The organism is Actinomadura litoris (genome assembly GCF_009733595.1).
GTDB classification, from domain to species: domain Bacteria; phylum Actinomycetota; class Actinomycetes; order Streptosporangiales; family Streptosporangiaceae; genus Spirillospora; species Spirillospora litoris.
On record NZ_WOFH01000006.1, the window covers coordinates 197,718 to 212,076 of the forward strand.

The 14,359-nt window shown below is 70.0% G+C and carries 12 protein-coding genes and 1 pseudogene; 8 read left to right on the plus strand and 5 right to left on the minus strand.

The annotated features are described in order from the left end of the window. Positions 1–192 precede the first annotated feature (192 nt). Positions 193–1,408, plus strand: a pseudogene (locus GNZ18_RS18510) (IS3 family transposase). A 254-nt stretch (positions 1,409–1,662) separates the two neighbouring features. On the opposite strand, the gene GNZ18_RS18520 reads toward GNZ18_RS18510, so the two are convergent. Continuing rightward, on the minus strand, positions 1,663–2,292 hold the full coding sequence (locus GNZ18_RS18520; protein ID WP_156217760.1) for a TetR/AcrR family transcriptional regulator: 630 nt from the start codon (positions 2,290–2,292) through the stop codon (positions 1,663–1,665). A 138-nt stretch (positions 2,293–2,430) separates the two neighbouring features. On the opposite strand from GNZ18_RS18520, the gene GNZ18_RS18525 reads away from it, so the two are divergent. The 6 genes from GNZ18_RS18525 to GNZ18_RS18545 all read left to right on the plus strand — a co-directional run bounded on the left by GNZ18_RS18525 (position 2,431) and on the right by GNZ18_RS18545 (position 6,644). After that, entirely contained in the window at positions 2,431–3,186 is a 756-nt protein-coding gene (locus tag GNZ18_RS18525; RefSeq protein ID WP_214617018.1) for an SDR family oxidoreductase, read from the plus strand. Positions 3,187–3,243: 57 nt separating this feature from the next. Then, positions 3,244–4,008, plus strand: coding sequence for an SDR family oxidoreductase (locus tag GNZ18_RS18530; RefSeq protein WP_156217761.1), 765 nt, complete (start codon positions 3,244–3,246; stop codon positions 4,006–4,008). 42 nt (positions 4,009–4,050) lie between these two features. Continuing rightward, positions 4,051–4,473, plus strand: coding sequence for a nitroreductase family deazaflavin-dependent oxidoreductase (locus tag GNZ18_RS18535; RefSeq protein WP_214617017.1), 423 nt, complete (start codon positions 4,051–4,053; stop codon positions 4,471–4,473). Between the two features lie 141 nt (positions 4,474–4,614). Beyond that, on the plus strand, positions 4,615–4,875 hold the full coding sequence (locus GNZ18_RS44030) for a DUF6597 domain-containing transcriptional factor (protein WP_376766273.1): 261 nt from the start codon (positions 4,615–4,617) through the stop codon (positions 4,873–4,875). Positions 4,876–4,951: 76 nt separating this feature from the next. Continuing rightward, positions 4,952–5,128, plus strand: a complete 177-nt coding sequence (locus GNZ18_RS18540) for a DUF397 domain-containing protein (RefSeq protein WP_156217762.1) — start codon at positions 4,952–4,954, stop codon at positions 5,126–5,128. Positions 5,129–5,213: 85 nt separating this feature from the next. Then, positions 5,214–6,644 carry an MFS transporter gene (locus GNZ18_RS18545; protein ID WP_156217763.1) on the plus strand — a complete coding sequence of 477 codons (1,431 nt, stop codon included), beginning with the start codon at positions 5,214–5,216 and terminating at the stop codon, positions 6,642–6,644. On the opposite strand, the gene GNZ18_RS18550 is transcribed toward GNZ18_RS18545, so the two are convergent. After that, a complete protein-coding gene (locus tag GNZ18_RS18550; protein ID WP_312874600.1) occupies positions 6,617–7,273 on the minus strand; it encodes a response regulator in 657 nt (218 codons plus the stop codon). The two genes, GNZ18_RS18545 and GNZ18_RS18550, sit on opposite strands and share 28 nt — an antisense overlap. After that, entirely contained in the window at positions 7,270–8,415 is a 1,146-nt protein-coding gene (locus GNZ18_RS42270; RefSeq protein ID WP_156217764.1) for a sensor histidine kinase, read from the minus strand. Before GNZ18_RS42270 ends, GNZ18_RS18550 begins: the two co-directional genes overlap by 4 nt. 152 nt (positions 8,416–8,567) lie before the next feature. Here GNZ18_RS42270 and GNZ18_RS18560 point away from each other — a divergent pair, with 152 nt between their 5' ends. Beyond that, positions 8,568–9,728 carry a glycosyltransferase 87 family protein gene (locus GNZ18_RS18560; RefSeq protein ID WP_173390819.1) on the plus strand — a complete coding sequence of 387 codons (1,161 nt, stop codon included), beginning with the start codon at positions 8,568–8,570 and terminating at the stop codon, positions 9,726–9,728. Between the two features lie 651 nt (positions 9,729–10,379). Here GNZ18_RS18560 and GNZ18_RS18565 read toward each other — a convergent pair. Both GNZ18_RS18565 and acs read right to left on the minus strand, forming a co-directional pair. Then, positions 10,380–11,924, minus strand: a complete 1,545-nt coding sequence (locus GNZ18_RS18565; RefSeq protein WP_216651352.1) for a cellulose binding domain-containing protein — start codon at positions 11,922–11,924, stop codon at positions 10,380–10,382. A gap of 456 nt (positions 11,925–12,380) precedes the next feature. Beyond that, entirely contained in the window at positions 12,381–14,309 is a 1,929-nt protein-coding gene (acs, locus tag GNZ18_RS18570) for an acetate--CoA ligase (protein ID WP_156218079.1), read from the minus strand. Positions 14,310–14,359 lie beyond the last annotated feature (50 nt).

The window sequence follows — 14,359 nt, forward strand, 5'->3', positions numbered from 1 at the left end:
GAGGGCCCGCGCTTAGCGGGCCCTCCTGATCATTTGTGCGCGAGAACGAATTCACTGCCTCCGCAACGAAACGCTCCCCGACCATGCGATTGTGCTGTACCTGTCCTGGGGGCAAGGCTCGTCGGGAACTCACCCCTGAATGTGGACACCTTGGAGACTGGATCTTGAGGTCCAGGGGAAGAGATGTCGCTGATGGCTTTGAAGAATTACCCGGAGGAGTTCAAGGCCGACGCCGTGGCCTTGTATCTGTCGGACCCGTCCAAGACCTACAAGCAGGTCGCTGAGGATCTGGGGATCAACCGGGCGACGCTGCGGGAGTGGGTGCTGGCAGCGCAGCGTAACGGCACCGCGGGCCTCACGCCGCGCAGGGCCGGCAAGTCGGCTGCTGGGGGCCAGGTAGCCTTGCCGGACGTGTTGGAAGAGGAGAACAAGCAGCTCAAGGCCCGGATCGAGGAGCTGGAGCTGGAACGCGACATCCTGCGGAAAGCCGCGAAGTTTTTCGCGGGCGAGACGAACTGGTGAGCCGTTTCGAGTTCGTTGAGGACCACAAGCACGCCTACGGCGTGAAGCGGCTGTGCCGGGTACTGGAGATTGCTCGGTCGTCGTTCTACCGGTGGCTGGCCGCCGCCCCGGCCCGGCTGGCCCGCCGCAAGGCCGACGACGACCTGGCGGCGAAGATCCGGAAGATCCACCAGGCCGAGAACGGCACGTACGGGTCCCCTCGGCTGACCGCCGAGCTGCACGACCAGGGGCTGCGGGTGAACCACAAGCGGGTCGCCCGGGTGATGCGCGAACGCGGCATCGTCGGGCTGCACTTGCGCAAGAGGTCCGCACCACCGTGCCCGAGCCATCGGCGACGCCGGTCCCGGACCTGCTGCGGCGCGACTTCACCGCCGAGCAGCCGAACCACAAGTACGTCGGCGACATCACGTATCTGCCGATCGGGGACGGGAAGTTCCTCTACCTCGCCACGGTCCTGGACCTGGGATCACGCCGGTTGGCGGGCTGGTCGATCGCCGACCACATGCGCACCGAACTCGTCGTGGACGCACTCGATGCCGCCGCCCGCACCCGCGGCGGCACCCTGGCCGGGGCGATCTTCCATAGCGACAACGGCGCGCAGTACTGCAGTCAGGAGTTCGAGGAGGCATGCCGCCGCCTGGGCGTCACCCGTTCCCGCGGCGCGGTCGGCACGAGCGCCGACAACGCCGCCGCCGAGGCCTTCAACGCCACGCTGAAGCGCGAGACGCTGCAAGGCGCGCACCGATGGACCTCGGCCCGCGACGCCCGCCTGGCCGTGTTCGGGTGGATCACGAGATACAACACCCGGCGCCGCCACTCGGCACTCGGCCAGATGTCACCAATCAACTACGAGAAAATCGCAGGTAGCCTGGATACCGCTGCCTGAGATCGGTGTCCACATTCAGGAGCGAACCCCCTCGCGGCTTTGCCCGAGGGCGTCGGCATCCGCGACAGCAAACACCTCAACGCCGGATGTATCACTCTTGACCGGGACGCCTTCCTGGCCCTGCTGGCCCACATCAAGGGCTGATCCCCCGGTCGTTTCAAGACCCGTGAGGTGGGCTCGATCAGCGGGCCATCGGGTGCCGGGCGTCCGGAACGTGAGTAGTAAGCGGAAGGTCGGCGGTTCACCCGCGCCCGTCAGGTGTGTTCTTGGGGATCCTCGGTTTGGGCTCGGAACGAGCGCAGGTGGGCGAACGCGGCGTCGAGGGCGATGCGGAGCGGTTCGATGTTTTTGTGGGTCTTGGCGAGAAGCAGCCCGCCTTGGAGACCGGCGAATACCACCGTGGCCAGTTGCTCGGGGTCGGCGTCCGGGACGAGCTGACCGCGTGCTCGCATGCTCTCCAGGCCCTTCACCAGATACTGCTCCCACGTCGAGAAACAGCCGGCGAGGTCGGCTCGGGCCGCTTCGTCGCGGGCGGCGAGCTCGCCGGCGAGGGTGCCGATGGGGCACCCGGGGAGGTCGTGCACCTGGTTCTCGGTGACGAACATGTCGAGCCAGCGGCGGATCCCCGCCCAGCTGCCGAGGTCGGTGAGCATGGACATCTGCGCGTCCAGCACACGCTCGAAGCGGTCCGCTATCACGGCACGGACCAGGTCGTCCTTGCCGGAGAAGAAGTGGTACAGCTGGCTCTTGCTCACCCGGGCCCGGGCGATGATCCGGTCGACGCCCGCGCCTCTGACGCCCTGGTCGTCGATCAGCGCGTCGGCCGCCTCGACGATCCGGTCGCGGCTGCGCCGCCCGCGGTCGGTGGTCGGTTCGTGAGCCATGGTCGCCACTGTAATCGGACTGGACGGATCCGTCCAGTCCGATTACAGTGGACGAATCCGTCCAGTCCGTGCGGGATGACTGTTCCCTGCCCGGCCACAGGCGGTATCTCACCGGCAACCGAACCATGGAGTATCGACGTGACCACAGCCAGCTCGCCCCGCACCGCTCTCATCACCGGCGGTACGACCGGTATCGGCCTGGCCACGGCCCGTGTGTTGCGCGATGAAGGGTTCGCCGTGGTCGTCACCGGCCAGAACCCCGACACCCTGGCCGCCGCTGAAAAGACACTGGGCGACGGTGTCATCGTCCGGCGCGCCGATGCCCGCCGCCCCGAGGACGGCCACGCCCTCGCCACCGAGGTCAAGGATCGGTTCGGCAAACTGGACCTGGTGTTCCTCAACGCGGGCATCGGCCGGTTCGCGCCGATCGAGATCCTCGACGAGGCGTTCTACGACGAGCACTTCGACGTCAACGTCAAAGGACAGCTCTTCACGCTCCAGCATGTGCTTCCCCTGCTCGGCCGCGGTAGCGCGGTGATCTTCAACAGTGCGCTGGGGGCGGAACTCGGCCAGGCCAACTGGTCGGTCTACAGCGCCACGAAGGGGGCTTTGGTCTCCCTGGCCCGCACCCTGGCGGTCGAGCTGGCACCCCGGGGCATCCGCGTCAACGCCATCGGCCCGGGCCCGGTGGACACGCCCGCCTTCGGCAAGCTCGGCCTGCCGACCGGTGCGCTCGACGGATTCCGGACGGACATGGCGTCCCGGATACCGCTGGGCCGCATCGGCACCGACGAGGACGTGGCCCGCACGGTCGCCTTCCTGGCCTCGCCCGCGGCCGGCTTCATCACCGGGGTGAACCTTCTAGTGGACGGCGGCCTGGCCGCGAGCGCCTGAACACCATCCTGCAGCCCAACCGCATCATCTGGCGATCAAGAAACCAAGGAGAGCGAAATGGCCCGAGCAACATCCCGTCCGGTCGCGCTCATCACCGGCGGTACGACCGGTATCGGCCTGGCCACGGCCCGCGTGTTGCGCGATGAAGGGTTCGCCGTGGTCGTCACCGGCCAGAACCCCGACACCCTGGCCGCCGCCGAGAAGACACTGGGCGACGGTGTCATCGTCCGGCGCGCCGACGCCCGCTGCCCCGCCGATGCCCACACCCTCGCCGCCGAGGTCGAAGACCGATTCGGAAAACTGGACCTGGTGTTCCTCAACGCGGCCGTGGCGCGATCCGCGCCGCTCGAAGCCGTCGACATGGCGTTCTACGACGAGCACTTCGATGTCAACGTCAAAGGACAGTTCTTCACCCTGCAGCGTGTCCTGCCCATGCTCGGCGCGGAGAGCAGCGTGCTTTTCAGTAGTTCACGCATCGCCACGCGCGCCTTTCCCGACTGGTCGGTCTACAGCGCGACCAAGGGTGCCTTGCTGGCGCTGGCACGGGCGCTGGCGATCGAGCTCGCCCCTCGGGGTATCCGGGTCAACACCATCAGCCCCGGGCCCATAGACACCCCCGCCCTGAGCAAGCAAGGACTGCCCCCGGAAGCGGTCGACGGCTTCCGGGCGGACATGGCGTCCCGTGTGCCGCTGGGCCGCATCGGGTCCGATGACGAAGTGGCCCGCACGGTCGCCTTCCTGGCCTCCCCTTCCGCCGGCTACATCACCGGAGCGGAGATCGTCGTCGACGGAGGCATGTTCGCGGGCCTTTCCGCCGCTTGAAACCCCAGCACGCTTCGGCCTACTCCGCAGGGGGAAATCGACATGGACAAGCACGAACTGGACGCCCAGAACAGCCAGGTCATCAAGGAATTCAGAGCACGGGACGGCAAAGTCGGGGGCATGTTCGAAGGGATGCCGTTGCTCCTGCTCCACCATGTGGGCGCCAAGACAGGCGCGCAGCGGACCAACCCAATGACGTACCAGCGGCTCGATGACACCAGTTTCGCCGTGTTCGGCTCCAACGACGCCGCACCCGCTCATCCAAACTGGTACCACAACCTTCGCACCCATCCCAGAGTGACCATCGAAGTGGGAAGCCAGACGATCGACGTCCTCGCCCGTGTCGCCGAGGGAGCCGAGCGCGAAAGGATCTGGTCGAGGCAAAAAGAACTCAACCCGCTCTTCGCCGAGTTCGAACGGCGCACAACGCGAGAAATCCCAGTCGTCGTACTCGACGCATTCTGACTACAGTGAGTCGTGTCGGGCCGTCTCTATTTGGTCCGGCACGACGGGGCGGCGTCGAGGTCGGGTGGCGGCCGGCCTCGTCAACGGCCGGACGGCCTTGACCTCGATGCCGCTCGGGCGCTGCAGTGCGAAGATGACGTAGTGGAGTCTTACGTTGAGCGTCCGCCGTTGCCGAAATTGGCGGGGGTGGTGCGGACGGTCTGGATCCAGCACACGGGTGAGGCGGCGTACGTACAACGGCACCTGCCCACAGGCGGGGTCGAGATCCACTTTCCGATCGGTGGCCGTCCTCAGCTGGTCGGTCCGCTGACCGGTCCGGAGATCGAGGTCATTCCGGCGCACACCACGATCGTGGGTGTGCGGTTCCAGCCGGGGACGGCACCGCCCCTAAATCGCAGGTAGCCTGGCTACCGCTGCCTGAGATCGGTGTCCACATTCAGGGGCGAACCCCCCTCAAGCGTCACCCCGAGAGGTAGCCATGTCTGTGCATTGGCGTAAGAGTTCCTACAGCGGCGGGGCGGACGACCAGCACTGCGTTGAGTTGGGACGTCTCTCCTCCGGTGTCGGGGTGCGTGACTCCAAGGACCCTGCGGGTGGGCACATCAGGCTGACGCCCGTGCGGTTCGCCGTCCTCGTGGCGCGGCTCAAGGGGTAGGGCAGGGGACCTAGGACGATTTACCCCGGACGCTGGGACCGGTGGCCGACGCGCGCGTGCGGGGCCGGAAACCAGCATGGGGGGCATGACCGCACTCCAAGATCCTGAGTCCGCCGTCCGGACGGCTGGACCCCGTGCCGGGGGCACGCCCGGGTGGGCCGCCGTGCTCGCCGCGAGCATCGGGCAGTTCCTCGTCGTCCTGGACATCTCCGTCGTCAACGTCGCCCTGCCCGACATGCGCTCGGGGCTCGACCTCGGCGCGACCGCGCTGCAGTGGGTCGTCAACGCCTACTCCCTGACCTTCGCCGGGTTCCTCCTGCTCGGCGGGCGCGCCGCCGACCTGTTCGGGCGCAAGCTCGTGTTCCTGCTGGGCGTCGGGCTGTTCTTCGTCGCGAGCCTGGCGGGCGGCCTCGCCACCGACGGCTGGACGCTCATCGCCGCCCGCGCCGTCCAGGGGCTGGGCGCCGCGATCATCGCGCCGGTGACGCTGTCGCTGATCACCGGAACGTTCCCGGCCGGGCCCGCGCGGACGAAGGCGATCGCGATGTGGACGGCCGTCGGCACCGCGGGGGGCGCCACGGGCGGCCTGGTCGGCGGGCTGCTCACCGACTACCTCGACTGGCGCTGGGTGCTGCTCATCAACGTCCCGGTCGGCATCGTGGTCGCCGTGATCGCCCTGCTGTGGCTGCACGACGAGGCCGCCGAGGGGCCGCGTCCGCGCCTGGACCTCCCCGGGGCCGTGCTGGTCACCGCCGGGGTGGGGGCGCTCGCGTTCGGCATCGGGCAGACCGAGGGCCACGGCTGGACGTCGGCCGCCTCGCTCGTCCCGCTCGTCGCGGGCCCGGTGCTGCTGGCGCTGTTCGTCGCGGTCGAGGCGCGGGTGCGCGAGCCGCTCGTCCAACTGCGGCTGTTCCGGCTGCGGAGCGTCTCGGTCGGCAACCTCGCCACGCTGGTCAGCATGATGGGCGGCTTCGCGCTCTGGTACTTCCTGTCGCTCTACATGCAGAACGTCCTGCACTACAGCGCCGTCCGGACGGGTGTGTCCTTCCTCCCGCACACCGCCGGGATCATCATCGGCTCCAAGCTGGCCCCGCCGCTCATGGCCCGCATGGACGCGCGGCTGCTGGCCGGGATCGGCGGCCTGCTCGCGGCGGCCGGGTTCGGCTGGCAGAGCGCCGTGCTCGACGCCGACGGCACCTTCCTCACCGCGATCCTCGGCCCCGGCCTGGTGATGGCGTTCGGCTTCGGTCTGCTGATGACGCCGCTGGTCGAGGCGTCCACGTTCGGCGCGGACGCCTCCGAGGCGGGCGCGGTCGCGGGCGTCGTCAACACCTCCCGCACGATCGGCGGCGCGATCGGCCTCACCGTCCTCGCGACGGCGGCGAGCAGGTCCGGCGACGACCTGGCCGCCGGGTACTCGACGGCGTTCTGGGTCGCCGCCGCCATCACCGCGGTCGGCACCGCGCTGGTCGTCTTCCTGCCCCGGCCTCAGGGGGACACGAGCCCGGTCTCGTAGGCGATGATCACCAGGTGGACGCGGTCGCGGGCGCCCAGTTTGGTCAGGAGGCGGGCGACGTGGGCTTTCGCGGTGGCGGCGCTGATGAACAGGGCGGTGGCGATCTCGGCGTTGGACATGCCGCGGCCCACGAGGGTGAGCACCTCCCGTTCGCGGTCGGTGACGGCGTCCAGCCGGTCTGTCGCGGGGGCGCGGCGGGGCGCCGGACCGGCCGCGAAGTGCTCGATCAGGCGGCGGGTGACGCTCGGGGCGATCAGCGCGTCGCCGGCGGCGACGACGCGGATCGCGCCGAGGATGTCCTCCAGGGCCATGTCCTTGACGAGGAAGCCGCTCGCGCCCGCCTGGAGCGAGGCGTAGACGTACTCGTCGTCGTCGAAGGTGGTGAGCATGACGACGTGCGGCGCGGGGGGTTCGGCGGTGATCCGGCGGGTCGCCTCGATGCCGTCCAGGCCGGGCATGCGGATGTCCATCACGATGACGTCCGGGCGCAGCTCGCGGGCCAGCACGATGGCCTCGGCGCCCGTCTCGCCCTCCCCGGCGAGGGTGAGGTCGGGGTGGTCGGCCAGCAGGACGCGGAGCCCGGCGCGGATGAGGGGCTGGTCGTCCACGAGGACGACGCGGACGGTCACCGCGCCTCCAGCGGCAGCCGCGCCGCGACGCGGAAGCCGCCGCCGGGACGGGGGCCCGCGGTGAGGTCGCCCTTCAGCAGGCCCGCCCGCTCCCGCATGCCGACCAGGCCGTATCCGGCGCCGGGGTCGGCGACGCCGATGCCGTCGTCGACGATCTCGACCGACAGCTCGTCGTCGAGATAGCCGACGCGCACCTCGCAGTCGGACGTGCCCGCGTGCCGGACGACGTTGGTGAGGGCCTCCTGGATGATGCGGAACGCCGACAGGTCGATGTCCGGGGGCAGCGGCCGCCGCTCGCCCCGCCAGCGGAGGTCGACGCGGACGCCCGCGTCGGCGGTGGCGGCGACGAGGCGGTCGAGGTCGGCCAGGCCGGGGGCGGGGTCGAGCGGCGCGGTGCCCGGCTCGTCGGCGCGGCGGAGGGCGCCGAGCATCCGGCGCAGGCCGGAGAGGGCCTCGCGGCTGGTCGCCTCGATGGCGTCGAGCGCGTTGCGGGCCTCGCCGGGCTGGGTGTCGATGACGCGGCTGCCGACGCCCGCCTGGATCGCGATGATCCCGATGCTGTGGGCGACCATGTCGTGCAGTTCGCGGGCGATGCGCAGCCGCTCGGCGGTGACGGCCTGCGCGGTGGCCCGCTCCGACAGCTCCCGCGCGTGCTCGCGGCGCTCGCGGGCCGAGTTGCCGACCGTCCAGGCGGCGACCAGCGCGACCAGGATGAGGACGCCCCGGGACGCGACGTCGGTGCCGGGGAACAGGCCGATGGTCGCGACCTGCGTGCAGAAGGCCATAGCGGCGGCGGTCAGGGACGTCCGGCGCGGGTGGTGGACCGCGACGTAGCCGACGGCGAGGTCGGTGGTCAGCATCTCCACGAGCGCGACGGCCACGGTGCCAGCGACCAGGCACGCGGCGCCCCAGGCGACGAGCAGCACCGTGACCGCGGGCAGCGGGTGGCGGCGCAGGAGGCTCGCGACCACGAGCGTGAGGGCGGCCGCCGGGACGATCTCGATGCGGGTCAGGCCCGGCGCCCCGTAGCCCACCACCAGGTTCAGGACGGCGGGATAGAGGGCGGCGCCGCACCAGGCCAGGATCGTCCAGAGGGAGGGGCGCGACCGCCTGAGCAGGGGAGTGGTGCGCGTGGCGACCATAGGAAGATCGTAACCGGCGGGCTCGCGGCCCGGTATTGGCCCTGAGGCGTACGCCCGGAGGCCACCGCGATGTGGCCGGTGGCCCGATGCCCCGGCGCGTCCGCCCGGGGACCGTTGATCGAATCCGATATTCGACGGCGGACGGAGCGCGCGTGCGCAAACACTGGGTCTACGGTGTGCTGGCTGTGGAGCTCACGGCGGTTCTGGTGTTCGCCGTCCTGTACGACTCCCTGGACTTCCGCATCTACATGCTCGGCGGGCACGCCATCGAGGGCGGCTCGCGCCTGTACCTGGAGCAGCTCTCCCACCACTGGTACACCAACACGCCGTTCATGGCCGCGCTGTTCATTCCGCTGTCGGCCGTTCCGCTGACGATCGCCCGGGTCGCCTGGCAACTGGCGTCGGTCGCCGCGTTCGCGTGGGCCTGCGCCAGCTCGATGCGGCTCGCCGGATACCGGACGACGCGCCGGACGGTCGCCATCGCCGTCGTCGCCGGAATGGTCCTGGAGCCGATGTGGCATTCCATTTTCCTCGGCCAGGTCAACATGTTCCTGATGGCGCTGGTCATGGCCGACATCTGGCGGGTGTCGCAACGGCGACCGGCGGGGATCGGGATCGGGATCGCGGCCGCCATCAAGATCACACCGGCCATCTTCGTCGTCCTGCTGCTGGTCACGGGACGGATCAAGGCGGCCGTGACCGCGTCGGTGACGTTCGCGGTCTGCTCGCTCGCCGCGTTCGCGATCGCGCCGGACGCCTCACGCCTCTACTGGCGGCACACCTTCTACGACACCTCCCGGGTCGGTGTCACCTACATCAGCAACCAGTCGCCGTTCGGCGCCGCCGCGCGGATCATGAAGGGCGTCGACAACGTCGGCGGGTGGTACCAGGCGATCCCGCTGACGGTCGCCGTCCTCGGCCTGGCGCTCGCGGTGTCGTGGGCGAGGCGGAACGACTGGCTGGCCGCCGCCGCCGTCACGGGGGTCACCGGCCTGCTCGTCTCGCCGATCTCCTGGGCGCACCACTGGGTGTGGGTCGCGCCCGCGCTGCTGGTGCTCCTGCGCGATGGCAGCCGGGTCATCGCGGGCTGCGGCTACGTGCTCTTCGTGCTGTCGCCGCTCTGGTGGACGCCCCACGGCGGAGCCCCCCTGCAATACGGCTTCCACGGCCCGCTGACGATGGTCGCGAACTGCTATCTGGTGGCGGGTGCGTGCTTCCTCGCCCACATGGCCCTCCGGCTGAGGGACGAGCCCGGCGCCGCGGCGCCCGAGCCGCTGCCCGAGCCGGAGTCGAGGCGTCCGGCGCTGCTCTGACCTTCCGGAACGAAAAGGCCAGGGCGTCCACCCGGCAAGAGGGTGGACGCCCTGGGATCGCCGGTTCAGCGGCCGTTGCGGCGGCTGACTCTGTGGTCGGCGGCGGCGGGGGGCCTCAGATGGGAGGACGCCCGGCGTGACGGCGGGGTGGCGCCGTTCTCTGCGATCCCGCTCGACCTCGGCGATCTCGGCGGCGTCCGGTCTCTCCGGAGGATCAGCGGGCCGCGCCCGAGCCGATCCCCAGGGAGACCTGGGAGCGGGACGCCGTGACGTCGTGTGGGGGTCTTCTCATGTGCGAGGTCTTCTCATGTGCGGGTCTTCTTCCTTTCACGCCGCGGGGAAGCGTGCCGACCGCAGGGCCCTGCCGTCGCCGGCGGGGCGACGCATGCGGGGGGAGCGGGACGCGCCGCCTGCCGGTGCTCTGCACTATTGACCATGCGGCTGGAAATTTCCATTTCCGGATTGGTGTGAATCGGTGCACTAGAAGGGCCTGCGCGGGGAATCGGGGACCCGACCTGCGAACACTCCAGGCCGGGCCCCTCCTAACTGAATTATCGGCGGATTTTCAAACGCCGGACGATCGGGCCTTGGGGAGAAGGGCGCGGCCTGCGCCGGGGGGCGGCTCGGCGCAGGCCGCGCCATGGGGAGGGGCTAGAAGCCAGCCGTGATCTTGCTGAACTCCCACGGCTGCTGGTCGGTGCCGCTGCACGTCTCAGAGGTGCCGCCGCCGGGGCACGGACGGTCCCGGTTGACCGACCAGAAGGTGAACCGGACCAGACCCTTGGACTTCGCCCAGTCGCGGATCTTCGTCCAGGTCGCGGTCGAGGTCAGCTCCTTCTGGTCCGACATACCGTTCATGCCGGAGATGCCCATGTGGCCGTACGCCTGCGCGTCCGTCCAGCCGTAGGCCGACTTGAGGGTGTTCTTCAGGCCCTCGCTGGCGCTGACGGTGTTGCCGTACATGTCGGCGCCGCCGTTGAAGTCGAACGGCATGATCGTGAACACGTCCACGTCGGCCTGCAGGGCCTTGGACTGGTCGATGAGCCGCTTGCCCCAGCTGTTCGGGCCGCTGGTGAAGGTGCCGAACGTGAGGATCGTCTGGATGCCGGGGTTCTTCTGCTTGATGATCTTCAGGGCGCCGAGGATGCGGTCCTGGACGGCCGCGCTCTCGAACTCGTCGGTGTTCTCGATGTCGATGTCGATCGCCTTGAGGTTGAAGGCGTCGATCACCTTCTGGTACGCACCGGCGAGCGCCTCGGGCGAGTTGCAGTTCGGGCCGAGCTTGTTGCCCGACCAGCCGCCGATGGACGGCAGCACGTCGCCGCCGGCCGCGCGGATCTTCGCGATCGCCTGGGCGTCCACACCGCCGGTGAGCGGCCGCTGGCCGTCCCAGCTCGGGTTGCAGCCGCCGCCCGAGAGGATGAACGCCATCGTGAACCACTTGACCCCGCTGGCCTTCATGACCGTGGTCGGGTCAGGAGGGTTGCCCCAGCCCATGTACAGGTACGGGGCGGCCTTGCCGACGGCGGGGGTGGTGCAGCCGGTGGTCGTCCCGGACACGGCCTGGCTCGCGGGGGACTCGCCCACCGCGTTGTAGGCCTTGATCACGTAGGTGTGCGACGAGCACGTCTCCAGGCCGGAGATCGTCGTGCTGGTCCCGCTGGTGGTGGCGCGGACGTCCGAGCCCTCGTAGACCCGGTAGCCGGTGACGTCGCCGCCGGGCGCCGTCCACGACAGCGTCAGCGAGGTGTCGGTGCGCTCGGACACGCTCGGCGAGTTCGGTGCCTTGGGAGCGCCGGGGGTCCCGGTGTCGGTGCAGCCCGCACCGTTCAGCGTGCAGTTCTCCGGCGTGCCCGTGCCGTTCACGAGGAAGCCGAAGGTCACCTTGGCGCCGTCGCCGATGGTGGTGTTGTACTCACGGTTGGTGAAGGTGGCGTGCTGCCCGGACTTGGTCAGCACCGCGTCCCAGTAGGAGCCGATGGACGCGCCGGCGGGCAGGTCGAACTCCACCTTCCAACCGGAGATCTGGGAGCCGGTGGTGTTGGTGATCGTGTACTTGCCCTCGTAGCCCGAGCCCCAGTCGGAGGCCTTGGCGAACGTCGCGGTCGCCGACGCGGTGGCGTTGGCCGGGACGGGGACCAGCAGGGCGATGACGAGTGCGCTGAGCGCGGTGAGCAGTGGGAGAAGTCTTCTCAATTTTCGCTCCCGGGTAGGAGACGCGGACACGCAGGAATCCCCCGAACCCCGAGTCGTTGACATGGCATGCCGGAGTAACGCGGGCGGGGAGCGGGCCACAACCGACCTCGAATCATTAGGAAAGTTTCCTATCAGTCGGATGTACGGTAACCACCGCGTCGCCCACCGGCAACCCCTCGCGGCGCGCGCCTCCGTTTCGCCTTTCAACCACCCCAGCTAAAGGACCGAACCAGCCCGCCCACCACGAATATCGGCACCATCTGCCAACGAATACGCGCGTCCCTTGGCAGGGGACGCGCAGAACCGCCGTTCATGCCCCTTCACGGGAACGGACACGGGCGAACGGACGGGATGAAAGCAGACGGCGAGCGCGGGTGCACGGCAACGGGCACACGGGCCCCCGCCCGGAGGCGGAGGCCCGTGATCGCCGAGACCTCCCGTATCGGTTCTCCCCTGTCAGTCCTCCTTCGACGTGGGCAGCTTCGCGGAGATGAGGTCCATCACCGACGAGTCCTGAAGCGTGGTCACATCGCCCAGCGACCGGTTCTCCGCGACGTCCCGGAGCAGCCGCCGCATGATCTTGCCGGAGCGCGTCTTCGGCAGTTCCGGGACGACGAGGATCTGCCGCGGCTTGGCGATCGGCCCGATCTCGCGCGCCACGTGGTCGCGCAGCTCGGCGGCCAGCTCGGGGCCCTTGTCGGCGGCGCCGCCGCGCAGGATGACGAACGCGACGATGCCCTGCCCGGTCGTCGGGTCGGTCGCGCCGACCACCGCCGCCTCGGCCACCTGCGGGTTGGACACCAGGGCCGACTCCACCTCGGTCGTGGAGATGCGGTGCCCGGAGACGTTCATGACGTCGTCCACGCGGCCGAGCAGCCACAGGTCGCCGTCGCCGTCCTTCTTGGCGCCGTCCCCGGCGAAGTAGAAGCCCTGCCCGGCGAACCGCGACCAGTAGGTGTCGGCGTAGCGCTCCGGGTCGCCCCAGATCCCGCGCAGCATCGACGGCCACGGCTCGGTCAGGACGAGGTAGCCGCCGCCGCCGTCCGGCACCGGGACGCCGTCGCCGTCCACCACGTCCGCCGCGATCCCCGGCAGCGCCACCTGCGCCGACCCGGGCTTGGCCGCGGTCACGCCCGGCAGCGGGCTGATCATGATCGCGCCGGTCTCGGTCTGCCACCAGGTGTCCACGACCGGCGTGCGGCCGCCGCCGATCGTGTCGCGGTACCAGATCCACGCCTCGGGGTTGATCGGCTCGCCGACCGACCCGAGCAGCCGCAGCGACGACAGGTCGTACTTCGCGGGGACGTCCTCGCCCCACTTCATGAACGTGCGGATCACCGTCGGCGCCGTGTAGAGCAGCGTGACCCCGTACTTCTGGATGATCTCCCAGAACCGGCCCCGGTGCGGCGTGTCGGGCGTCCCCTCGTACATCACCTGGGTCGCGCGGTTGGCGAGCGGCCCGTACACGATGTAGGTGTGGCCCGTCACCCAGCCGATGTCGGCCGCGCACCAGTACACGTCGGTGTCCGGCTTCAGGTCGAACACGGCGTGGTGGGTGTAGGCGGCCTGGGTCAGGTAGCCGCCCGAGGTGTGCAGGATGCCCTTCGGCTTGGCCGTCGTCCCCGAGGTGTAGAGGATGAACAGCGGCTGCTCGGCGTCGAAGTAGTCCGGCGTGTGCGCCGCGGACTGCCGGTCGACGAGGTCGTGCCACCACACGTCGCGCCCCTCGGTGAACGGCACGGTCTCACCCGTCCGCCGGACGACCAGGACCCGCTCGATGCCGGTGCCCTCCGCCGCCTCGTCCGCCGCCGGCTTCAGCGCGTTCGGCCTGCCGCGCCGGAACCCGCCGTCGGCCGTGATCAGGACGCGGGCCCGCGCGTCCTCGATGCGGTTGCGCAGCGCCTCGGCGGAGAAGCCGCCGAACACCACCGAGTGCGGGGCGCCGAGCCGGGCGCAGGCCAGCATCGCGAACACGGCCTCGGGGATCATCGGGAGGTAGATCATCACCCGGTCGCCGGCCCGGACGCCGAGTTCGACGAGCGCGTTCGCGGCCTTGCAGACCTCGTCCTTGAGCTGGGCGTAGGTGATCGTGCGGGTGTCGCCCGGCTCGCCCTCCCAGTGGATGGCGACCTGGTCGCCGTGCCCGGCGTCCACGTGCCGGTCGACGGCGTTGACCGCCACGTTGAGCAGCCCGCCCTCGAACCACCTGGCGAACGGCGGCTCCCATTCGAGGGCGTTCGTCCAGGGGCGCCCCCAGTCGAGCCGCCGCGCCTGCTCCTCCCAGAACGCGATCCGGTCGGACGCGGCGTCCGCGTAGGCGGCGGCGGTGACGTTGGCCTCGGCGGCCAGCCCCGACGGCGGCGGGAACCGCCGGTCCTCGTGCATCAGGTTGGACAGGGTGTCCTTCGACGGCGGCGCCGGAGGTGTCTCGCTCA

Excerpts from the sequence above, each read along its gene's own strand:
- GNZ18_RS18530 (WP_156217761.1), top strand. The coding sequence starts at position 3,244 with ATGGCCCGAGCAACATCCCGTCCGGTCGCGCTCATCACCGGCGGTACG.
- GNZ18_RS18540 (WP_156217762.1), top strand. The coding sequence starts at position 4,952 with ATGTCTGTGCATTGGCGTAAGAGTTCCTACAGCGGCGGGGCGGACGAC.
- GNZ18_RS42270 (WP_156217764.1), bottom strand. The coding sequence starts at position 8,415 with ATGGTCGCCACGCGCACCACTCCCCTGCTCAGGCGGTCGCGCCCCTCC.
- GNZ18_RS18535 (WP_214617017.1), top strand. The coding sequence starts at position 4,051 with ATGGACAAGCACGAACTGGACGCCCAGAACAGCCAGGTCATCAAGGAA.
- GNZ18_RS18520 (WP_156217760.1), bottom strand. The coding sequence starts at position 2,292 with ATGGCTCACGAACCGACCACCGACCGCGGGCGGCGCAGCCGCGACCGG.
- acs (WP_156218079.1), bottom strand. The coding sequence starts at position 14,309 with ATGCACGAGGACCGGCGGTTCCCGCCGCCGTCGGGGCTGGCCGCCGAG.
- GNZ18_RS18545 (WP_156217763.1), top strand. The coding sequence starts at position 5,214 with ATGACCGCACTCCAAGATCCTGAGTCCGCCGTCCGGACGGCTGGACCC.